Below are 20,124 nucleotides of genomic sequence, written 5' to 3' on the forward strand. Positions count from 1 at the left end.
GGTCCCAGCTCCACCCCAAACCCGGCGCGGACTTCGGACACGCGGTACTAGGCGTTCTCGTCGCCCTCGGGGGCTTCGATCTCGCACAGCGCCGCGCCAGCGTCGACGGTGTCGCCCTCGGCCACGGCGACGCTCTGGACGACGCCGGAGACCGGAGCCTGGAGCTCGTTCTCCATCTTCATGGCCTCCATGATGATCACCGGGGCGCCGCGCTCGACGGACTCGCCGGGGGTGATCAGGACCTTGACGATGCGCCCGGGCATGGGCGCGGTCAGGGTGCCGCTGCCGGCCCCGCCGGCGCTCTTGCCCAGGGCCGCGGCGAGGCGAGCCTCGGCCTGGGTCTGGACCGTGACGCGGCTCCGACCGCCGCCGGCGAGCCAGGCCTCCGTCGGCCGGCCGTCCTCGCCCTGGGCGAGGGTGACCTCGAGCTGACGACCGCCGCCGGCCTCTCCGGGCGAGACCCGGACCGTGCCCGCGCCGGCGCCGGAGACCTCGAAGGGCTCACCGTCGACGGTGACCGTGCGCGAACCGTCGGCCCCGACGTGGACCTCGACGGCGTGCTCGCGTTCGCCGACGCGGACGTTGAAAGCCGAGCGCTGGTCTTTCCGAGGGCCTGCCATTGGGGAGGGAGGCTAAGGCATGGCCGACTCGCCGTCTAGCGCCGCCGTGTTCGCGCGCCGACGTCTGGTGCTGTGCGTCGGCCCAGGCGGCGTGGGCAAGACCACCAACGCCGCGGCCCTGGCCCTGCACGCCGCCAAGGTCCACGGGCGCAAGGTCGCCGTGGTGACCATCGACCCCGCGCGCCGCCTGGCGCAGGCTCTGGGTATCGATCCGGTCGAGCAGGCCCAGGGCAGCGAAAGCCGCGCGAGCGATCTGGTCGCGCTCTCGAGCGAGGACCTCGGCCTGCCCGAGGGGGCGCGCCTCGACGCGCTGATCCTCGACGGCGGCCGGGTGTTCGACACCATCGTCCGCGAGTGCGCCAGCGATGCCGCCTCGGCCCAGTCGATCCTCGACAGCCGCATCTACCAGGCCATGGCCGAGCGCCTGTCCGGCGCCCTCGAGTTCGCCGCCATGGCCCGGGTGCAGATGCTGCTCGACGCCGGCGAGCACGACCTCATCGTCCTCGACACCCCGCCCACGGCCAACGCCATGGACTTCCTCGAGGCCCCCAGCCGGATCCGCGAGCTCATCGACAACCCCGGCGCGCGCTTGCTCGCGGGCACCGGTCGGATCGGCGCGCGCATCCTCGGCCTGGGCACCTCCGTGCTCACCCGGACCCTCGAGGCCATGGGCGGCGGCGCCTTCATCCGCGACCTGGGCACCTTCCTGCGCGAGATCTCGGGGGTGCTGCAGGAGTTCACCCGCCGCGGCGGCGACTTCGAGCAGGCCCTGCGCAGCCCGTCCACGGGGGTGCTGCTGGTGACGGCCGCGACCACCTTCTCCGTGCGCGAGGCCGGGGTGTTCCTCGATCAGCTCGACGACTACGGCCTCAACATCGACGCCGTCGTGCTCAACCGCCTCGAGCCCAAGCTGCCCGCGCCGCCGCAGCGCGACGCGGTCGAGGCCGCCCTCGACTCCGCGGGCCTCGACGCGCGGGCCCAGGCCCGAGCCTGGTCAGTCTACGACGGCGCGCAGGCCCAGGGCCGAGCCAGCGAGGCGGCCGTGGCGACCATCGCCGCCCAGCGCCCCGGCGTGCGCATCTGGGCCGCGCCGCGCTACCCCGAGCCGCCGGACACCCTGCCGGCGCTCGTGAAGCTGGGCGCGTCAATCTTTGGCGAGTAGCGCGGCCGCGAGGGCCTCGAAGTCGGCGACGTCGCGGCCGATCAACCAGCCCGTGCACCCAGCCGCGCGGGCCCCCTCGACGTCTGCCCGCTCGCTGTCGCCGACGTGCACCGCTCGCTCGGCGGGCACGCCCAGGCGCGCCAGGGTCCGCTCGAAGATCGCCGGGTCGGGCTTTTCCACGCCCTCCTCCCCGGAGATCACCGCGACGTCGACCCAGCCGAGCACGCCGAGCCCCTCGAGCACCCCGCGGAGGTTGTGGTCCCAGTTGGAGACCACCGCGAGCTTCATGCCCTTCGCGCGGGCGGCCTCGCAGCAAGCCCGGGCGCCCTCGGCCACACGCCACGCGCTGGGTTGGCGAAAGTGAGCCACGAGCGCGTCGAGCAGGGCCGGGCTCTCGCTGCCGGTGCAGCGGTGGACGACCGTGGCCCAAAACTCTCGCCAGTCCGGCGAGCGCAGGCGCAGCGGCGCGGCCTCGGCCATCGCCGCGCCGAAGCGGCCCTTCACCGTCGCCGCGTCGAGCTCGATCCCGTGGCTCCGCGCGACGCGGGCGTAGACCTCGGGCACGGGCTCGGTCGCGTGCAGCAGCGTGCCCGCGGCGTCGAGGAGCAGAGCGTCATGGCGCATGGCGACCGTTACTCTAAAACCCCGAGCCGGTCGTTGAAACCAGCGAGGCTCGGCTGGAACATCAACCTCGTGATCGCTCGCTCCCACCTTCGGACCCTGGTTTGCGCCTGCTTGCTCGTCTCGGCGCTCGCCTGCAAGCCCGCAGACTCCAGCCACGAGGGCGTGGTCGAGCGAGGCGAGGAGGACGGCGGGGTTCGCTACGCCTCGCCAGAGGGCGGCTTCTCGGCTGTGTTCCCCGCGCGCCCCGAGGCCTCGAAGCTCCAGTCCCGTCCCGGAGGCGGCACGATCCTCGACGTCCACGCCTTTTTGCTCGATCACGAGGGGCTCCGCTACGACCTGAGCTGTGTCCTCTTTCCGCCGGGCTTCGAGCTGCCCGAGGAGATCGACATCGTGACCGAGCAGCTGCGGGGAGCGGGCACGAGCGTCACGGGGAAGGTCGAGCTTCAGGGCGTCGCTGGGCTCGAGGGGGAGGGGCCCTCGGGGGAGCAGCTGTGGTGAAAGGCTCGCTCCTTCGAGACCGAGGACTTCGCTTGCCTCGTTACCGTCCACTACGCCATCGCCAACACGTCCGCGGATGAGCCCAAGGCGGACGCCTTCCTCGACTCCTTCCGCTTCGAGTGAAGCCCACCCCGCTTCGAGTGAAGCCCACCCCGCTTCGAGTGAAGCCCACCGTCGGAGCCCCAAACCAACGGCCCGCCAGGGCCGGGCAAGGGGAGAGGGCCCTGGACCAGTCGGCTTTAGTTCGTTGATTTTACTAAGTTTTTTTGGTCAGGTGGAGAGCCGTCTCCACCATTTCTCCACGCGCGGCGGTCCTACTCGCCCGGCTTGGGGATCTCCTGATGGGGCGGAGGGGCCTCCAGAGCCGCGATCGCGGCCGTTGTCGCGCCGGGCGACAGGTGCATGTAGCGCTCAGTGGTGACCAGGCTGGAGTGGCCGGCGAGCTGCTGGATCACGCGCGCCGGGATGCCGCGCATGGCCAGGTGGCTACAGAAGGTGTGCCGGAGCGTGTGCGGTCCCTTGTCCCGCAGCCCTGCCCGCTTCTCGACTCGGCGCAGACGCTTCGACAGCAGACCCACCGTCAGCGGATCCCCCGAGGGCTGCGCGAGCACCAGCTTGCGGTCCCGAGGGAGCTGGCGGAGCGCCTTCTGCAGCCGCTGCGTCATGGGCAGCACGCGGATCTTGTCGTGCTTGGGCGTCGTGATCTGACCGCGCCACTCGGCCCACTCGACCGTCAGCCGGTTGCGCTGGAAGTCGAGGGAGTTCCAGTGCAGGCCGCGGATCTCACCCGCGCGCAGCCCCGCGTCTCCGCCGAGCAGCACGATCGCAAGGTCCGTCGCGTCGCTCGGGGCCTTGGCCGCGAACTCGCGCAGCCGCGCGAACTCGTCGAAGTCGAAGAAGTCCATCTTCTTGCGGACCACACGCAAGCGCTTGATCTCCACCGGGACCTCCTCGATCACCTTCCACGCCACCGCCGCCTTGAGCAGGGTGCTGAGGGTCGTCTGGATGTTGTTGATCGTCTTGTTCTTGCGGGTCTCCCCGAGCTTCGCCTTGAAGCGCTCCAGATCCTCTTGCTCGAGCTCGTCGAGGCGCTTGTCCCCGAAGGCTGGGAGGATGTGGATCCGCAGGTGCCGCTCGATCGACTCGACGTGGCTCGGCTTGGCGCCGTTGCCCTTGACCTGTCCCTCCACGTAGCGGGGCGCGAACTCGGCGAAGGTCGGGACCTCCTTCTTGGGTTGGGCCGTGTCCTCTCCCGAGGCACGGCGCATCGGACCATGAACCAGCAGGTAGCGCTCGCGCTCCCTGCCCCAGCGCAACGACGCAGCCTTGGACGAGTGCGGCGACTTGCGGCGCTCTCGGTGGCTCTTGCCGTTGGGCAGGCGGGTCATGATGTCGACTTCGTAGCCCCCGTTGCGGTAGGGGCGGATTTTCACGGTCATCGTGGGTCGCTTTCTCAACCACGAGCCGCTGCTGCTTCGCGGGGTCCATCCTAGAGGATGGGACGCCGTGACGCGACAGGGGTTGGGGTTGTTCCTGGACCGTGACTCAGGGACAGGTTTGGGTACAAGCTGTCCTACCGACGGGCTAGGGGCAGCAACTCTCTACGGGCTCAGCAGATCGTCAAAATATCCATCTAGGCCTGCGAAGAAGTTGTCTAGCTTGGCGACTTGGTCGGCGATATGCGCGAGGTTAATATTCGTTAGGTCCTCGGGGATCGTAGTTTCCTCACTCCCCTTTTTTGTGGGGTACCGGAACGTCAATGAGCCTCGATCGTAGCGGTCCCACTCCCTTAAGGTCTCTTCTACAGCATCTAGATCGGCGGTATCACCTCCCGTGTCAACAGCCTTACGTATCGTTTTCCAAAGAGGTATGATCTTATGATCAGGTTCGCGCCCAGGGGTAGAGCTGAGCTGCGCAGCTTGTTTTGCAAGTGCCTTGAGAGTTAGTTCGATGTAGTGTCGATAGAGAAAACAGATTGGATATACAACTGAGTCGATCACTGCACCTCCGTCGACTGCCTGTTGTACGAGGATGTCTGCGGCGCTCTTGAACCCTAGCGCATAACCCCAGAAACTACCGCCTCGATGGAGATAAGCGACTTCAGCGTCGAGACCATTTGAGATGAAAGTCTGGTCACCCAGACGCGGAATTGCCAAGTCGCGTTTGTTCATGAGCACGACTTAGCTCAAGAAAGCACGTCACGCCTTCCGATCACGATCGTAAATTCACGAATTCGAGCAGATAGGCAACCACTTGTGTGAAGTGCGCCGCCGGGCAGGCACCTGCGCGCAGTACACGCAGCACTCTCTTCAGAGGGTGTGTCGCTCAGTCGATATCTAGAAGTACACGCAGCACTTTCACGAGGATCTCTATTTCCTCCGTGGTGCGCCCTACGAGCATCTCCGCGATTTGCTGCTCCAGCGTGAGTTCACCATCCTCGTAACTCATGAACAGCGTAGACTAGATCTGCCCCAGTTTGAAGGACACCTCCAGAAGAGGGAAACTGGAGGACAACCACGTGCCACGCAAGAAGCGCAGGACATTTTCAACGAGCCAGAAGGAGCAGGCCGTCAAGATCTGCCTCCGGTCAAGCAAGTCGATCGCCCAGGTCGCACGAGATCTCGATCTACCCGAGAACTCGCTGAGGAACTGGGTGAGGCAAGCCAAGATCGACGAGGGAGGTCCCAGCGAAGACGGCCCGCTAACCAGCGAAGAGCGAGAAGAGCTCAAGCGCCTTCGGAGGGAAAATCGCGACCTGCAGATGGAGCGCGACTTCCTAAAAAAAGCCGCGGCCTTCTTCGCCAGGGAGAGCTCGTAGCAGCCAAGGCCTACGAGGTCATCGAGGCGGAGAAGGCCAACTTCCCGATCAAGATCATGTGCAAGACCCTCGGGGTGTCGAGGTCGGGCTACTACGCCTGGCTGAAGCGAGAGCCGTCCCAGCGGGCCAAGGCGAACGAGGAGCTGAGCGCGGCTATCGTCGAGATCTTCGACGATAGCCGCGGTACCTACGGCAGCCCCCGGGTGACCGAGGAACTCGAGGCCCAAGGCTTCGAGGTCGACCGCAAGCGAGTCGCCCGGCTCATGGCCAAGATGGGCCTCAGCGCGGACCTGAAGCCGAAGTACCGGGCGGTCGACACGGAGCCGACCGCCGAGCTCGCGGCCAACGTCCTCGACCGTCAGTTCGACGTCGACGAGCCCGACCGAGTCTGGGTCTCGGACATCACGTACATTTGGACCGCTGCCGGCTGGCTGTACCTGGCCGTCGTGATCGACCTGTACTCGCGCCGAGTCGTCGGCTGGGCGATGGCCGATCACATGCGCGCCGAGCTCGTCCTCGAAGCCCTCGAGGTTGCGCTCGGAAGCCGCAAGCCTTCCGACGCCGGCTTACTCTTTCACTCGGACCAGGGCGCCCAGTACAAGGCGACACGCGTCCGCGAGACCCTCGACGCCGAGGGGATCACATGCAGCATGAGCCGCCGAGGCAACTGCTGGGACAACGCCGTGGCCGAGGCCTTCTTCGCCACGCTGAAACGCGAACACGTCTACCGAACGATCTTTCTCACCCAAGACGAGGCAATGATTTCCATTGCAGAATGGATCGGGATTTTCTACAATGGCCAACGTAGGCATTCGACCATTGGGTACTGCTCGCCGGTCGAGTACGAGCGGAACTACTACGCGGAGTTAACTGCGAGTCAAGCCGCATAAAACCAGGTGTCCGAATTTTTGGGGCAAGACCAGACAACCGAAGCTGAAGGCCACCAGCAACACCCGTCAAGGTGTTGAGGCTTGGCGAGAAAGTCCCCGCTTCGAGTCGGCGGATGGTGTCCGACGAGAGCTCACTGCGCTCGGCAAGGACTTCTTGAGTCAGATTACGGGCCTTTCGGAGACTCCAGAGATGTCGGCCAAACTGTTTCGGGTCCACTCGTTGTATGGCCTCTGGTGGCTCCGCAAGGAAGAGCGTCGCCAAGACACTCATATGCCCGCCCTCAACTCAGCTCGAAGGGCCTGGCGCCCTCGGTGAAGGCGTGAGCGCAGCGTCGGCTCTTGGCAACCCAGCTTCGCGGCGCTCTCACTCCCGTCTCGACCAGCGAGCAACTGCCTCAGCGCAGCTCGAAAAGGCTCGGGAACGCGATCGACAGCCGCGGCCACCTCGCGGCACAGCACCACGTGCTCGACGTCGAGTTCGTCACGGAGCTCGGGCAAGGGCACGAGGGAGCGGCGCTTGATCCGGTAGTGGCTGGCGAGTTGTCGGCGAGCGATGGCGAACAGGTAGTGGCGTAGCGAAGACTCGCCGCGGTAGCCATGGGCAGCGACCCAAACCTCCTGCCGCAGCTCTCGGGCGACCTCGCTCGAGCCAGTGCGATGCAAGAAGTAGCTCAGCAGCTCGCGGTCGAGCTGTCGGAGAACTCCAGGTGTGAGCTCCAAGGGCCACCGCCGCTCTTGGGGGCGGGCGGAGACGGGCATCTACTCCCTATCTCCATCGACGAGGTGAAACGTTCGGGGTTTTTTGAGTCCCAGGGCCGAATTTCTTAGAGGACCCCCTCAACACCGTCCGCGCCCCGCTGATGAACGAGGGCCGAACAGGCCGCTAGGTAGGCCAGAGCGGCCTCGGCGGCCCCCTTTGTTGTCGCAGCTGTGGCTACATGAGCGCCTGAGTAAAATCTTGGGATGCCGAGGAAAATCACCTTCCCAATCCTGGGGCTAGTCGGTCTCGCGCTCGTTTTCGCGCCGCTATCCGCGAGCGCGGAGTACCGTGATCTCTGCGACAGCTCGCGAGTCTGCGAGTACACCGGCCCGACCGCCCCGACTCTCGACGCCGACGTGTGCCTCGACCCGACCGGGGAGGTCAAGCTCAAGGGCATGAGCCCTTGCTCTACGGGATCCATCCCCTTCCACGTTCGCTTCGGTGAAGTCGTGGATCCGGTGATGCAGCTCGTGGTCGCGTACATCCCGTTGAAGAACGCGTGCTCGGTTCCAGGGCTGTGCGAAGCGAAGGAGTACAGTTCTGGCACGAGCACGGCGCAAGCGATCTGCTGTGTGAACGGGGTCTGCTGGCCAGGCTTCTATGACTGTGGAGGAACTCTGATGTGGTGTGACGACGGCGTTTGCAACGAGGACGGCACCGTGACCTGCTTTGAAGGGTATGAGGTTCCGCTATAAGAATCCCGAGCTCATTCGGCGGGCAACAGGCTTAGCATCTTGGCGATGGCCGCCTGTTCGCCTTTCTCATCGCCGGCATCATGACGCAAACGTGCGATGGCCAGCCAGGCTTCGCCTGCAAAGGCCTGCTTGTTCGCCCCCTCCAACCAGTTCGCGGTGGCCTCTGCCACCGTCAGGAAGTTGATATCGGGCTCAGGCTGGCCAGGTAGGTAGGCTCCGGTGCGAATAGCCTCGATCGCCGCTCCATGGTCGTTGGTTCGCATGGCCAAGAGGGCTGCATGCGTGGGGCTTGAGAGCTCAGGGAGCTCGATGTCTGGGGCTGTTGTCGCGGTCACCCTCAGCTGGACGACCCCAAGAATGAGCATCGCGGCGACAACGAGGAGCACGCCCGCCGCACCAAGCCGAATTCGTCTCGGTGTAACCGTCAGAGCGTCGAGAAGCTCCTCCATGCTCGGCCAGCGATCTGCTGGCTCTTTGGCGAGCCCGCGCTCCAACGCAGCTCGGGCTCGCCGCGGTACCCGGTCTCGGTCCCGAGGTGGCAACGCCATCGCCTCCAGGCGGGTCTCGATGTCCTCCCCAAGGAAGAACGGGTTCGCCCCAGCGAGCGCCTCCCAGAGCGCCGAGCAGAACGCGAACTGATCGCTGCGCGCGTCACCGGCTTGCCCGCGCAAGCGCTCGGGGGCCAGGTATGGAAGGGCCCCGACGATGCGCTCCTCGTTCGGCCGCGCGTTCAGGGCCTCGACGGTGCGGGCGAGTCCAAAGTCGACGAGCATCGCCTTGCCTGCGCCGTCGAGCATCGCGTTGTTGGCCTTGAAGTCACGATGGACCAGGCCCTGACGGTGCGCCGCCGCGAGACCGTGACCGGCCTCGACGTAGCGCGCCAAGATCTCGGCCGGCTCCTTGTCCGCGCACCACGCGTGCAAGGTCGGGCCGCTGAGCCACTCCATGACGATCCAGCGGTAGTCGTCCTCGCGCCCCTGATCGTAGATCCGCACGACGTTGGGGTGCACGAGTGCAGCAAGAGCCCTCGCCTCGCGGTCTGCCGTCTCCGGATCGCCCAGGCGCATGATCTTGATAGCGACCTCTCGGGCGAGTACGTGGTCGAGTGCCCGGTAGACCTGCCCGTAGCTACCTTCCCCCACAGCCTCGAGGAGCTCGAAGCGCTCGTTGATCCACGGCCGCGTCTCGGGCGTCGAGCGCAGGAAGGTGAGGAAGATTGAGAGCTCCGTCTGCTGACCCAGCGCCCCTTGAATGAGCTCCATGGGTACGCCCTCATCCTTCGCGAACTCATGCAACGCTGGGTCGTCGACGATGGTCGACGACGGCGGTGTCGGCTCGGAGGACGAGGGGCTCCACATGACGCGATCGCCATGGTAAACGACCGTATGCCCATGAACTACGAGATGTACCCGCAGTTGTTCGTGGATGGGCTACAGCGCAAGGATCCGGTCGTCCATGACTGGCTTGTCCGTAAGTACAGGGTATGGTCGATCGTCGAGGCGAGGCGGCAGGGAGCGAAGGCCGAGTCGGAGGACATCGCCCACGATGCGCTCATGGCCGTGCTCGAAAAGCCGCCGATCGCCGCGATCGAGCGCGGGATCCCGATGCGCGCGATCCTCTGCGTCAAGATCTACGACCGGATATGCATCAGCCTGCTCAAGCAGGGCCGCTTCGCGCCGATGGTGCACTCGTTCCCGCAGTCGGGGCCGGGGCTACAGACGGCCCTCCACCACTACGACAAGTATCAGAAGGTGCGACGAGCTCTGGACAAGCTCGCTACCCAAGACCGGGAGCTGATCGAGGAGCGCTACCTCGGCGGCAAGCGAGCCGTCGAGATGGCTGATGAGCAGACCCGCTCACCGGCCGCGGTGAGGGGCGGGGTGTTCCGGGCGATGGAGCGGCTCCGTCGCGTGGTCCAGCTGGCGAGCTGAGGCTCAGTCGTTCTCGCAGGTTAGAAAGTCGGCGGCTGCTGCTGACGATGCGCCGGGGCATTGCAGCGCCGCGTCCTCGAACGCATCGACGCATGACAGGTGCTGACTCTGCTCGCACCCATCATCGATGCTCGACATGAGACAGGCCGAATACTCTCGCGCCGCGTCGCTCGCACAGGCCACGAAGGCTTGGGGGTCCTCTTCCCCACGGAGGGCCTCCGTCATGCAGCTCTGTCGCTCGGATCCGACGATCCCAAACGCCGCTCCACAGTCTGCGACGTTGTCAAAGCCCAGCGCAGCCGGACACTGGCAGGCCAGGGCCTCGGCGTCCCCGAGTGCGTCCGCGTAGTCCTCCACTTCCTGCGAGATGTCAGGTTCGGAGCATGCTCCGGTGAGGGCCAAGAGCACCACGGCGAGGAGCTTCCTGCGCATCGGCGGCACTGTATCACTCCTCCTCGTGGGGCGTCGCCCGTCGGAGCGCAGCGGCCCCAGCGACTCCAGCGATGGTGACAGCACCCAGCCCCACGGCGACGGCAACCCCAGCCCGTTTTCGAGACGACCACTGGTGAGCGGTGCTTCCCAGACCACCACGAGCGGGCTTAGGTGCCCGAGTTGCGAGCTCGTTGAGACCTGCGAGTGCGGGCTCAGTCATGATCTTCGGTCGCTTCGGAGCTCGGGCGGGCTTCGTCTGTGGCACGAGCAGTTCGTGTCCAATACCAGGGCTGCCGTCGAGGATAGGGTTCGTCTTGGGGAGCTTCACGCCCGAGCTGAGCAGAGCCGCGCGATACTCGGGGTCGGTCACCTGCCGGAGGTTGACGCTCATGCGCTTGGTACTCGACAGGAGCTCTTTCCGCGCCTTGACGAACTTGCTCCCGAGCGCGTCCGTCTTGAGCTTCCCAGACTTTTGGTAGAGCGCCCCAGCTCCGGGCGGGATGTAGGCGATCTCGAGCGTGTCGAGGTAGTGGGCTTGCATGGCGTAGGCGTCGCGGCAGTAGGGCGCGATGATCTGAGCGAAGATCGAGGCCTCGAATGGCACCTGGAACTCGCCCTCGCGCGGGTTCTGGATCAACGCGAGCGGGTGGCCCGGGTCTCGACCGCCAACTACGAGCCCGCTGTCACTCGTGTACGCGGTCATCAACGTCGCCAGGCGCGAGAGAACTCCCCTCCAGCCCGAGCCCGAGTAGCGGGACCACTCGCGGCGGATGAAGTCCCAAAACCGCTCGAAGCAGGCTCGCCACGAGTCATAGACGAGGGCGAAGTCGACCGTGAACAGGAGGGGGCCGGGTTGGACGATCATCCCCAGTAGGTTGAGCAGGAGCTTGTTCATGGACGGGTAGAAGGCGCCCACGTTCTCCCCAGGAGTCGTCGCATTCAGCGGTGCCCCACCGTAGGCCCAGCCCACGCCCTTGGTTGGCCACACGGATTCTGCCGCCACGCACTGGCGGCAGTCCTTGGTTCCGTCAAAGGCCTTTGGGGACTGCCAGCAAGGTTTGTCGATCCCGCGGCATCGGAGCGCGTAGCGATCCACGGGGGTGCCCCTGACGCTCTGGTAGAAGCGGTGTGAGGCTTGTAGGACTCGCAGACTCGTCGTTGTCCCCGGCATGAACCCGAAGGTCGAGCCATCGCCCGGGTCGAACTGGAACTCGGTCTCCCCCCGAGGTCCTCGGGCCTTGCTGGGGTCGCCCTGCTGAGCCGCGACCCCGCCGCTGCGATACTGGATCTTCCATGCCCGCGAGTGTCGGTAGGCGGGCAGGTACAAGTTCGTATAGTCGGCGTTCGAGGCCGCTTCGATCTTCCCGTCTGGAAAGACCACGCCGCCGGAGCCCGCACGACGAATGAACTCAAACACCCGGTTCACCTGCCAGCTGTCCGTGGCCGGCTCCTCCGACTGCAAGGGCGGAAGGCTGACGTTCTTGGCGAGCTCAGAGTTGCGATGCGCGGCCACGACATCCGCTGCCCAGACCGCGGCGGCGATCACCTGAGCGACGGTCTGCGCGATCATGTTGGACTGGCCGGCGATCTGCTGGAGCGCTTGCAGGCCCGCGTTCTTGAGGAGGTCGGCGACGAGCTCCTCGGGCGCCGCGCCTCGGTTGTAGGCGTCGAGGGTGAACTGGATGTTCTTGTAGACATCCGCGAGCGCGCTGGTCAGGGGGCGGCCGACCGTGGGCGTGAGGCCGACGCGGGTCCCGACCTCGTACAGGCTGATCTGGGTCGTCGAGATCCAGTTCATCCAGTCGGCCTTGGCGAAGGTCTCCAGCGCGAGCTCGCCGTCGATGCCGATCGAGGGGTCGAGGACCGAGTTGGCGAAGACCTCCTTGCCGGGGAGGTGGGACTTGAACTGAAGCCAGCCGGTGCTCTCGGGGAAGACCCGCGCCAGTTGCTTGGTGGCTGGATCCTGGTGAATCACGTCAGGACGCAGGAGCATCCCTCAAGTTTGGCGGGGCTCGACTGAAGGGAGAACTAGCCCTGAAGTAAGCGCGTTGGTCAGTCCGACGCGTGAGTGAGATCCAAAACCATAGCTGGAGTCCCGCAGAGAGCAGTTGTCAGAGGAAGTGCCAACCACCTCAACAGCCAACCTCGAGGACTCCAAGTGAAGAAGCCTACACCGCTCCCCCGCGCCAGTCACGTCAACTCCGGGACGTCGATTCCTCACGAGGAGCTGCCCTGGCCCAGCCGCCCAGGGCCGGTCCTGCGGCATCACAAGATCCACGTCGAGCATGACGCTCGACCCGATATCACGAGCCTTGGTGGGCTGGCGTTGCCGCTGGCATTGCTGCGGCGCTTGAAGGCGGCGCAGACCTTGGACGCCAACGTCGACGTATTCAAGCGCTACCTCCCCTACCACGAGTCCGATCACGTCATCTGTCAGGCCTTGATGCTCTACGCAGGCGGCTCATGTCTGGAAGACATGGCGATGCTGCAGCAAGACCAGGCGTTGCTCAAGATCCTGGGCGCTGAACGCACGCCTGACCCGACGACCTCGGGAGATTTCCTCAGGCGCTTCGTCCCGAGGGGCAAACTCGAGAGCCTGCGTGCGGGCATCGATGAGGTGCAAGAGACGATGTGGAAGAATCCAAAGCGCTGGTCGTGGTCGCGCAAGCGCAAGCGCAAGCCGCTCGCGGTCTTGCATCTCGATGGTCATCTCGAGCAGACGTCTTCGACCCGCGAGGGCGCAGACTTCAACTACAAGGGCAAGTGGTCCTACAGCATCTTGGTCGCATCTTTGGCCGATGGCGAGTGTGTCGGGCTGCGGCTTCGTGGCGGGAATGTCCGCTCCAGTGATGGGGCTGCCGAGCTCCTCGATGACGTACTCCCGCGTCTGCTCAAACAATTCGAGACCGTCCTCGTGCTCGCAGACAGCGACTACGATCGCGCCGATCTCCGTCACGCCTGCGAAGGGCATGGCTGCTACTTCGCGTTCGTGGGGCGGGAGACGCCTGATCGGCCAGCAATCGCCGAGCAACCCCGAATGTGGCGCTCCTTTCCAAACTCGAGCCAAGCGAGCAGCGGCCGAGCGCGAAGCCAAGCCAAGCTTCAAGCGTCGAAAGAAGAAGCGAAACCGTCGCAAGCGCCGAGCTCGGCAGCGAGGCTACAAGGAGCTGAAGCTTGCCAGGCAAGCGGTCGCTGAGACTGAAGGTCCCGGCGGCACACGGCTCATCATTCGCCGACAAATACTCGACGTCTCCAAGGGCAAGTCGCCGCAGCGCGAGATGTGGAAAGAGGTCCGGTATCGCTACGTGGTCACGAATCTCCCGAGCAGCTGGTCGGCTGAAGATGTGATCGACGAGACTTACAAGCGCTGTGATCAAGAGAACATCATGGCTGGTCTTCACACGGGGATCGCCGCGTGGAGGATGCCGGTCGCTCAGCTGCGGGGAAACGCTGCGTGGCTGGAGATCGCCCGACTGGCTTGGAACCTCGGCAAATGGACAGCTCAGCTCGCGCTGCCCAAAGAAGTCACCCGGTGGGAATGGAAGCGCTTTCGCCGAGCCTTCGTCGACATCCCAGCCCAGGTCATACGCACAGCTCGCCAGCTGCGGGTCCGGGTGCTTGGGACACATCGCTACATCAACGAGTTTCTCTCCGCCCACGCCTGCCTGCAGGTCTGAACTTCAGTGACATCAGCGCTACGAGGAGCGTCGGCTTCGGGACACGTGCGCCCTCACGCCCAGTCCGAGTCGGTCGCGCGGCTGATCGTGCTGCTGATTGAGCTCGAGAGGCTCGAACTCGACGTCAAGGTGGTCGAACTCGAGCTCGTCGACCTACTCGGACTCGTGCGGGGGGCTCGCTTTGCTCCGAACACGCTTATTTTTGGACTAGCGTGGGGACTGGGACTTGGGTTGGGTCTACCCGTCTGCATCGAGGATACTGAGTTGTTGTGGTGGGTGTGGCGGACTCCGAGAAGGGAGCCCCGGCGCTGGAGGGATTGGCTCTCCAATCGCAGCGAGGTGACGCTCAACGAGCGTTTTCTGGTCTTCTTTAGCGCAGCTGATTTCGATCTTGGGGACCGGCTGACATCGAGCAACCCCGCGATGATTTGAACAGCAGCCGCGATGGGACTCTGAGCACAAGCAGTCAGAGCTTGCGCCGTCTCGACAGACCAAGGTGCGCCCAGACTTTTCTTCTTGTCTGACGGTCTTGAGGAGGCTCTTCGCCGCCGCTTCCCTTGCTCCACTCAGGGTGTCGAATGCCGAGCCATGAACATCCGGTAGCGAGAGCACAAAGTCTGCGAAGCAGATCGCGTCGGCGACTTCAAGACGCCCGCTCGCCCCCCGAAGTCGTCCAGTAGCCTCCACTGCGAGCTCTTTCGGCGCGTTCAGTTTGGCCTCAATGGCCTGGGCTCGTTCGTGCTCACGCGCGAGGTTCTCAACACGCTCGTTCTCGCGTTCTCTAGCCTCCTGCCGCTTGAGGTTTGCAGCTTGTGCTCGACGCACCTTCTCATCCTTGGCCGCCTCACTTTGACATCGGATTCCACAAGTCGAGGCCCCAACAACGACTCCCACGCAAACGACGGGTAGAGCAACTCCGCCTCCCTCTCGTCTCAACTCGCGCCAAGCTACCAGCCCAACCAGACTAACCACAGCCATGATGATGTACCCGACGATAGCGTTCGAGTATGACATGTAGGCTGCGATTGGTACGAAAGCGATGCTTCCGATAACAGCCACAGTGGTTAGAGTGTGCTCCTCCGACTGCATGGCGCGAGTGTACAAGAGCGACGGCTAGTAGTCGTCCAGTATGATGCGCTCGGTGGCGAGCTTGCCCATGATGAACTCGGCCGCGAACTGCTCTTGACGGGTCGCAACCTCGCGAAAGATCCGGGTCTTGAACAGCTTGTCGACGAGCGGCCCGCAGCCGGCCAGCGCGGTGTTCTCGTCCTCGGTCTTACTCAGCCGCTTGAGCGTTGTCATGACCTCGTCGGCGGCCTTGCGCTTCTCCGAGGGCATCCCGTGGAAGCACATCGCCAGTCGCTCGGGCTCCAGGCTGATCTTCAGGTAGCGGAGCGCGTCTTGGGCCACGCGGAAGCGGGGCAAGGTGCGAGCTCCCGTGACGACGCCTTCCAAGGTGCTCTGGATCGTCGGTAACGCTCCCACGGCGGAGTCGCCCACGTCCTTGACGAACTTGAAGAAGGACTCAACCCGCTGGGTCCGGTTGTGCTCGGTGATCGCGTGGAGCCGGATCTCCAGGGTGTGATCCTCCTGGCTCACCAGGTTGTCGAAGGCGCGCTGCTGGAACTGGAGCGCGCGGTCGAGGATGCCGTGGGCGTTCTCGATCGTCTCCGGGGCAGCCCGGTTCACGCGCTCGAGGTGCTCGAAGAGCTTCTCGCGGTCTCCGTTGAGCCTGTCGATCAGGGTGTCCTTGACACGGTCGAGCTGTAGCCAGGCGGCGCGCTCGTCACCGATCATCCCGCGGATGGCCTCGTCGATCGGGGCGCGCTCGCGGGTCTCGCCGTCGTCGTAGCGCGAGCGCTCGCCGCTGAGGTTGCAGCGCTTGCCGTCCTCGAAGAGGATCGTGTCCTCGCTGCCGTAGCCGCGGATCTGGAAGTCGCACACGGGCCCCTTGGCCCTGGTCCAGAGGACGGCGACGCTCCACAGGTCGCGGGCGACATCTTCGAGCTGCCTGGCGCGCTGTTCGGGCTGGATGTCCTCGACGAGCGCCCACTCGAAGTGGGTCTCGGGCAGTTCGAGCTCTTCCCAGGTCTCGAAGTCGGCTTGCTCGAGGTCTTCGAGGGCGAGGTTGACCGGCACGAGTGGACGGTATCGACCGCCGCCTCGACGCCAGAGCATGCGGACTCGGGTGAGCTCCGTGTCGTGTTGGCGGAAGAACTCGGGCCACTCGGGAGGGGTTTGCGTGGGGGCTCGCTTCTTGGCTCGCTTGGACATCGTCGAGGCTTTCTTGGCGGACGTGGGGCAGTGCTCGCCGCGGAATGAGGCGGAGCTCAGCCCGAAATGGCAGTGCAATTCGGCCATGCAAATGACAGTGCTACGGCGCTCAAGCTAGCTTCGATTTTTTCTGACGTCGCCGGGCGCGAGGGCTGTTTTGGTGCCGGCCGCGAGGCGGCCCCATCGTCGAGGCAGCGCGACGGAGGGCTCACCCGACGACCTGTTCGTGCGGTGGCCGTCCGCGCGGCGAGCTTGGCTGGGGCCCGGAAAGCGCGTCAGACTTACAGGTGATGATGAAGAGGGAGGTCCTGCTGGCGCTGGGGGGAGTCGTCCTCGTGGGGGGCGCTCTGATCCTCGGGGGGCTCTACCTCGAGGGGCTTCTCAGCGAGCCTCAACGGGCCGTGCACACGCCGAAGATGCCGGACGGTCCCGTCCACCTCGACATCGATGAGTCGACGCTGACGGGGTCGCGGATCGACGCGGAGAGCTTCCTGGCTGAGCGCGAGCGGGGGGCGGGTGCTCCGTCGGAGACGAGCAAGCAAGAGACGAGCTCGACGCCGAAGGAGCGAACGACGCCCGCCGCACCACTGAAGGAAACTGGGGCGAAGACGCAGGCGCAGGCGGCCGAGCCGAAAGCCGAGGCGCCCGAGCCTGAGCCCGCCACGGAGCCACAAGCCCAGGGCGGTGAAGAGTTCGCGGAGACGGGCATGTACGAGCGGCGCCAGCTCGACGCGGACGTGCTTCACGCCCTGGGCCTGTTGGTCGAGGACGCGTTCCCCGGCTACACGCACGGACTCCAGTACGAGCCGGAGATCGGCGATCAAGTCCTGCTCGCGTCCGCGTCCAAGCTGGTCGGGGCTGAGCGGGCGAAGCCCCACTACTTCGCCGCCGAGATCCAGGGCTTCGAGGAAGGGGAGGTCGTGCTCGACGTCCTCGCCCGCCTCGACACCAAGGGCGCGCGCCACCAGGACTCCCCGGGGTGTTGGGTGAGCGTGGGCGACAAGCTCGTGGTCCACCCGCTGTGCGTGCTTCGGGTGATCAAGATCCCGGCGAAGGCGAGTGCGGACGACGAGCAGGAAGAGCCGCCGGCGACACCTGAGCCCGCTCAGGCCGAATCGGATCCCCCGGCTTCCCCGAGCCCCACCGCTTTCCCGGCTCCCCGAGCTCTCCCGGCAGCTGCCCCACCTTTGAAGGCCGAGCCGCCTGCCATGGTCGTGCCTAAGAACCGGCGCAAGCGCTACCGGGTCATGCCCGGCGGGCAGATCGAGCTTCGGCCGGACAAGATGGCGACGCTGCCACGCGGCTCGACGCTGCGAGTGTCCCGCGATGACGTGGAGATGCGCATCATCGAGGTCGACGGCACGCGGGCGGTGATCAGCCTCGAAGGCGTCGCCGGCGAGGTGAACGTGGCGCTGCTCGTGCCCAAGGGCGACCGCGAGCGGGCGCTGTGTAGTTGGAAGTTCGACCTGGCCAAGGTGGCGTGATGGGCTGGTTGGGGAAGCTCGCCGTGGTTGGGGCCCTCGTGGCCGTCGGGGTCGTGCTCGTGCAGCGCTACGGCGATCGCCTCGCCGACGAGCGCGATCGCAAGGACGAGGCCGCCCGGGCCGAGCGGAGCGCCGCGGAGGACGAGCTCGCCGACGTGTTCACGCGTTGCCAGGCTGACCGGTGCGTGGGCTACAGCTGCGTGTCTCGGGCCGAGCTCGGCGACTTCCAGGTGCGCGAGGTCGCGGCCGTGCTGTCCAAGCGCTGGCCGATGCTCCGGGAGCTCGGGCAGTCGAGGATCGGCGAGGGCGATCGCGTGGGGGTCGTGCTCGAAGTGGGCAGCCAGCCTGGAACGACGACCCGAGAGCTGCTCACCGCCACGGTGATCGCCGTCGACGGCGACGACCTCATCGTCGCGCCCAGCTGCTCGCCGCGGGAGAGCGAGCGCCACGGGATCACCTGCCAGAGCCTCACGCTCGTCCCTCGGCGCACGGTCGTTGGGTGGGCGAGGCCCGAAGACCCCGAGCAGGATGGGGAGCTCGAGCACTGGGAGGGAGCGGCGCGGGTCCGCTACGTGCGGGAGGGCGAGCCGATCCAGCTGAGCTTTGGCGCGGCGACGCCCAAGGCCTGGACGATCGAGCCCCGGGGAGCGGCGGAGGTCGTGGAGCTCGGCCGACGGGACCGGGCGACGACGATCGCCCTCCGTCGAGCCCAGCGCGGGCGGGTGGAGTGCGAGCTCCACGGAGACACGGAGCTGGGCGAGGGCCTCTCGCTGGGGCGGTGGCGCTTCGTCGTCGTCTGACCGGAGAAGAGCAGAGAATGAAGACCTGGCAGATCATCGGACTGGTTGCGGCAACGGGCCTGGGCGTCAGCGCGGGGATCTGGTGGTTCCTCAAGCGTCACTTGGCAAAGCGGAACGCGGATGCCGACTCGGGGGACGCGGCCGCGGAGGGCGAGGCGGAGACACAGGCCAAGCCGAAGACCAAGCCGAGCAGGCGGGTGGTCGATGACGAGGTATCCCCTCGGCCGGCGACGGGGCATCTGCTCGGCGTCGACGAGCTCGACCCCGAGCTCCGGGCCAAGCTGGATGAGCGCTTCCCCGACGGCTGGCCGCCGACGGACGAGGTGATCGACAACCTCGAGCCCAAAGACGTGCTCGTCGTGGCCGTGCAGAGCGACCCCAATGGACCCTTCGAGCGGACGCAGGTCGAGCTCATGGAGGTCACGGTGCTGGAGGTCGGCGAAGAGACGGTCGAGACGCGGATCCGGCCAGCGGTGATGCTGGCAGAGCACTTCGGGACCTTCGCCGGCCATGGCCACCGCGCGGGCGAGCGGCTGACGGTGCCGCGAGACAAGATCCTCGTGGCTGCGCGCGAGTCTGGCGAGCAGGCGACGGGCTACGGCAGCAAGGGGCATCCCGAGGGCCGGCTCAAGCCGGACTTGACCGCCGTCTACAAGGTCAACCCGGAGACGCCCTATGACCTCATCATGCCCTACCGCACCGACGAGATGGTCTGGACGACCAACCGGGAGAACGTGAAGTTCATGCGCGTGGGTGAGCACGGGCTGAACGAGCAGATCATGTTCTGCGAGGACGCGGCGCGCGGGTCGGTGACGCTGCGCGCGATCGACAACGACCCCGAGATGGGGAAAGTGTTGATCGGGCGCTGGAACTTCGAGATCTCCGCCTGATGGCGTGAGCTCAACGCGAGCGAGCTGGGCCCTGGGATGGGCCTGGCTCGTCGTCGTGGTTGGGTTCCTGGAGACGAAAACGGGCCGACATGGCCACGGAGAACCGTGCCAAGTCGACCCGATGGTCGTCTCCAGGATGTCTCCACTGACTCGCCGGGATCAGGCGGGACGAGAGAGACTGAGGAGCACTTTCAAGGAAGCGCCAAACTGGCCCAGAACCCCCACCACATGCGAAACAGCAGCGATCTCGGTGGGTTGGGTTCGAAGGGGGTAGAGGGGAGAGGGCCCCGCGACGGGTCCGCCCGGGGGGGGAAAAGGGGGCGTTGGCGGGCTCTTCGGGGCGCGCGAGGGTGTCCCCGCAGCCCTCGAAGCGGGCGGGCTGGATCACGCAGGTGCGCAGGCAGGCGAGCTCGAGCTGGGCCGCGTCGCGCTCGAGCCTTCGGGGGGAGAGGTCTCGATCAGCGCCGACGATCAGGCAGGCGTGGACCTGGGCGCACACGCCCTCGCAGGGGCTGAGCTCGCCCTTGTCGAGCCAGCTGAGGGCTTCGGGGTCGGGCTCGGGGGGCGCG

General features: G+C 65.9%; 19 protein-coding genes and 2 pseudogenes. 11 read left to right on the plus strand and 10 right to left on the minus strand.

The genetic code is table 11. From position 1 onward, the window contains the following. Positions 1-47 precede the first annotated feature (47 nt). The gene (locus PPSIR1_RS50955; RefSeq protein WP_006976673.1) at positions 48-620 is read right to left on the minus strand and encodes an acyl-CoA carboxylase biotin carboxyl carrier protein subunit; all 573 of its coding nucleotides are present in this window, start codon (positions 618-620) and stop codon (positions 48-50) included. A gap of 19 nt (positions 621-639) precedes the next feature. On the opposite strand from PPSIR1_RS50955, the gene PPSIR1_RS38345 reads away from it, so the two are divergent. Continuing rightward, positions 640-1,782 (plus strand): ArsA family ATPase, encoded by a 1,143-nt coding sequence (locus tag PPSIR1_RS38345; protein ID WP_086002077.1) that lies wholly within the window; start codon positions 640-642, stop codon positions 1,780-1,782. Here the strand turns inward: PPSIR1_RS38345 and PPSIR1_RS45080 are convergent. Continuing rightward, positions 1,765-2,406: an HAD-IA family hydrolase gene (locus tag PPSIR1_RS45080; RefSeq protein WP_006976675.1), complete on the minus strand. Its 642-nt coding sequence runs from the start codon at positions 2,404-2,406 to the stop codon at positions 1,765-1,767. The two genes, PPSIR1_RS38345 and PPSIR1_RS45080, sit on opposite strands and share 18 nt — an antisense overlap. A 69-nt stretch (positions 2,407-2,475) precedes the next feature. On the opposite strand from PPSIR1_RS45080, the gene PPSIR1_RS38355 reads away from it, so the two are divergent. After that, positions 2,476-2,904, plus strand: a complete 429-nt coding sequence (locus tag PPSIR1_RS38355) for a hypothetical protein (RefSeq protein ID WP_157596412.1) — start codon at positions 2,476-2,478, stop codon at positions 2,902-2,904. A gap of 314 nt (positions 2,905-3,218) precedes the next feature. Here PPSIR1_RS38355 and PPSIR1_RS38360 read toward each other — a convergent pair whose 3' ends face one another. The 3 genes from PPSIR1_RS38360 to PPSIR1_RS50960 form a co-directional block, all read right to left on the minus strand. Further along, a complete protein-coding gene (locus tag PPSIR1_RS38360) occupies positions 3,219-4,343 on the minus strand; it encodes a tyrosine-type recombinase/integrase (RefSeq protein WP_006976678.1) in 1,125 nt (374 codons plus the stop codon). Between the two features lie 162 nt (positions 4,344-4,505). Then, positions 4,506-5,075, minus strand: a complete 570-nt coding sequence (locus PPSIR1_RS48810; protein ID WP_157596413.1) for a hypothetical protein — start codon at positions 5,073-5,075, stop codon at positions 4,506-4,508. 154 nt (positions 5,076-5,229) lie between these two features. Further along, entirely contained in the window at positions 5,230-5,352 is a 123-nt protein-coding gene (locus PPSIR1_RS50960) for a hypothetical protein (RefSeq protein WP_006976679.1), read from the minus strand. A gap of 70 nt (positions 5,353-5,422) precedes the next feature. Between PPSIR1_RS50960 and PPSIR1_RS38370 the strand changes: the two genes are divergently transcribed. Then, positions 5,423-6,612, plus strand: a protein-coding gene (locus PPSIR1_RS38370; RefSeq protein WP_086002079.1) for an IS3 family transposase whose coding sequence is annotated in 2 segments (ribosomal slippage) — positions 5,423-5,693 and positions 5,693-6,612 — 1,191 coding nt in all. Because the reading frame shifts where the segments join, the coding sequence is not laid out codon by codon here. A 43-nt stretch (positions 6,613-6,655) separates the two neighbouring features. Here PPSIR1_RS38370 and PPSIR1_RS47100 read toward each other — a convergent pair. Next, positions 6,656-6,883 (minus strand): annotated as a pseudogene (locus PPSIR1_RS47100) (helix-turn-helix domain-containing protein); the annotation flags it as partial. Positions 6,884-6,951: 68 nt separating this feature from the next. Here PPSIR1_RS47100 and PPSIR1_RS50600 point away from each other — a divergent pair. Both PPSIR1_RS50600 and PPSIR1_RS38380 read left to right on the plus strand, forming a co-directional pair. Then, a complete protein-coding gene (locus PPSIR1_RS50600; protein WP_232296617.1) occupies positions 6,952-7,188 on the plus strand; it encodes a hypothetical protein in 237 nt (78 codons plus the stop codon). A gap of 387 nt (positions 7,189-7,575) precedes the next feature. Next, complete coding sequence (locus PPSIR1_RS38380; RefSeq protein WP_006976684.1) at positions 7,576-8,067, plus strand: hypothetical protein; 492 nt, start codon at positions 7,576-7,578, stop codon at positions 8,065-8,067. An 11-nt stretch (positions 8,068-8,078) separates the two neighbouring features. Here the strand turns inward: PPSIR1_RS38380 and PPSIR1_RS38385 are convergent, their stop codons facing one another. After that, positions 8,079-9,425, minus strand: coding sequence for a serine/threonine-protein kinase (locus PPSIR1_RS38385; RefSeq protein ID WP_006976685.1), 1,347 nt, complete (start codon positions 9,423-9,425; stop codon positions 8,079-8,081). A gap of 33 nt (positions 9,426-9,458) precedes the next feature. Between PPSIR1_RS38385 and PPSIR1_RS38390 the strand changes: the two genes are divergently transcribed. Beyond that, on the plus strand, positions 9,459-9,998 hold the full coding sequence (locus PPSIR1_RS38390; protein WP_232296618.1) for an RNA polymerase sigma factor: 540 nt from the start codon (positions 9,459-9,461) through the stop codon (positions 9,996-9,998). A 3-nt stretch (positions 9,999-10,001) separates the two neighbouring features. Here PPSIR1_RS38390 and PPSIR1_RS38395 read toward each other — a convergent pair whose 3' ends face one another. Together PPSIR1_RS38395 and PPSIR1_RS38400 are read right to left on the minus strand one after the other, a co-directional pair. Further along, entirely contained in the window at positions 10,002-10,430 is a 429-nt protein-coding gene (locus tag PPSIR1_RS38395; RefSeq protein WP_006976687.1) for a hypothetical protein, read from the minus strand. A gap of 13 nt (positions 10,431-10,443) precedes the next feature. Then, on the minus strand, positions 10,444-12,423 hold the full coding sequence (locus tag PPSIR1_RS38400) for a hypothetical protein (protein ID WP_006976688.1): 1,980 nt from the start codon (positions 12,421-12,423) through the stop codon (positions 10,444-10,446). A gap of 165 nt (positions 12,424-12,588) precedes the next feature. Here PPSIR1_RS38400 and PPSIR1_RS47105 point away from each other — a divergent pair. Together PPSIR1_RS47105 and PPSIR1_RS38415 are read left to right on the plus strand one after the other, a co-directional pair. Beyond that, positions 12,589-14,107, plus strand: a pseudogene (locus PPSIR1_RS47105) (IS1380-like element ISPlpa1 family transposase). A gap of 45 nt (positions 14,108-14,152) precedes the next feature. Further along, positions 14,153-14,539, plus strand: coding sequence for a hypothetical protein (locus PPSIR1_RS38415; protein ID WP_006976691.1), 387 nt, complete (start codon positions 14,153-14,155; stop codon positions 14,537-14,539). A 681-nt stretch (positions 14,540-15,220) separates the two neighbouring features. Here the strand turns inward: PPSIR1_RS38415 and PPSIR1_RS38420 are convergent. Next, on the minus strand, positions 15,221-16,246 hold the full coding sequence (locus tag PPSIR1_RS38420) for a hypothetical protein (RefSeq protein ID WP_157596414.1): 1,026 nt from the start codon (positions 16,244-16,246) through the stop codon (positions 15,221-15,223). A gap of 536 nt (positions 16,247-16,782) precedes the next feature. Here PPSIR1_RS38420 and PPSIR1_RS38425 point away from each other — a divergent pair. The 3 genes from PPSIR1_RS38425 to PPSIR1_RS38435 are packed head-to-tail and all read left to right on the plus strand — an operon-like array spanning position 16,783 to position 19,555. Then, complete coding sequence (locus tag PPSIR1_RS38425) at positions 16,783-17,865, plus strand: hypothetical protein (RefSeq protein WP_232296619.1); 1,083 nt, start codon at positions 16,783-16,785, stop codon at positions 17,863-17,865. Further along, positions 17,865-18,665: a hypothetical protein gene (locus PPSIR1_RS38430; protein WP_006976694.1), complete on the plus strand. Its 801-nt coding sequence runs from the start codon at positions 17,865-17,867 to the stop codon at positions 18,663-18,665. Before PPSIR1_RS38425 ends, PPSIR1_RS38430 begins: the two co-directional genes overlap by 1 nt. Then, complete coding sequence (locus PPSIR1_RS38435; protein ID WP_232296620.1) at positions 18,644-19,555, plus strand: hypothetical protein; 912 nt, start codon at positions 18,644-18,646, stop codon at positions 19,553-19,555. Before PPSIR1_RS38430 ends, PPSIR1_RS38435 begins: the two co-directional genes overlap by 22 nt. The last annotated feature ends 569 nt before the right edge of the window (positions 19,556-20,124 follow it).

This window comes from Plesiocystis pacifica SIR-1 (genome assembly GCF_000170895.1).
GTDB classification, from domain to species: domain Bacteria; phylum Myxococcota_A; class Polyangia; order Nannocystales; family Nannocystaceae; genus Plesiocystis; species Plesiocystis pacifica.

Excerpts from the sequence above, each read along its gene's own strand:
- PPSIR1_RS50955 (WP_006976673.1), bottom strand. The coding sequence starts at position 620 with ATGGCAGGCCCTCGGAAAGACCAGCGCTCGGCTTTCAACGTCCGCGTC.
- PPSIR1_RS38345 (WP_086002077.1), top strand. The coding sequence starts at position 640 with ATGGCCGACTCGCCGTCTAGCGCCGCCGTGTTCGCGCGCCGACGTCTG.
- PPSIR1_RS45080 (WP_006976675.1), bottom strand. The coding sequence starts at position 2,406 with ATGCGCCATGACGCTCTGCTCCTCGACGCCGCGGGCACGCTGCTGCAC.
- PPSIR1_RS38360 (WP_006976678.1), bottom strand. The coding sequence starts at position 4,343 with ATGACCGTGAAAATCCGCCCCTACCGCAACGGGGGCTACGAAGTCGAC.
- PPSIR1_RS48810 (WP_157596413.1), bottom strand. The coding sequence starts at position 5,075 with ATGAACAAACGCGACTTGGCAATTCCGCGTCTGGGTGACCAGACTTTC.
- PPSIR1_RS50960 (WP_006976679.1), bottom strand. The coding sequence starts at position 5,352 with ATGAGTTACGAGGATGGTGAACTCACGCTGGAGCAGCAAATCGCGGAG.
- PPSIR1_RS38380 (WP_006976684.1), top strand. The coding sequence starts at position 7,576 with ATGCCGAGGAAAATCACCTTCCCAATCCTGGGGCTAGTCGGTCTCGCG.
- PPSIR1_RS38385 (WP_006976685.1), bottom strand. The coding sequence starts at position 9,425 with ATGTGGAGCCCCTCGTCCTCCGAGCCGACACCGCCGTCGTCGACCATC.
- PPSIR1_RS38390 (WP_232296618.1), top strand. The coding sequence starts at position 9,459 with ATGAACTACGAGATGTACCCGCAGTTGTTCGTGGATGGGCTACAGCGC.
- PPSIR1_RS38395 (WP_006976687.1), bottom strand. The coding sequence starts at position 10,430 with ATGCGCAGGAAGCTCCTCGCCGTGGTGCTCTTGGCCCTCACCGGAGCA.
- PPSIR1_RS38400 (WP_006976688.1), bottom strand. The coding sequence starts at position 12,423 with ATGCTCCTGCGTCCTGACGTGATTCACCAGGATCCAGCCACCAAGCAA.
- PPSIR1_RS38430 (WP_006976694.1), top strand. The coding sequence starts at position 17,865 with ATGGGCTGGTTGGGGAAGCTCGCCGTGGTTGGGGCCCTCGTGGCCGTC.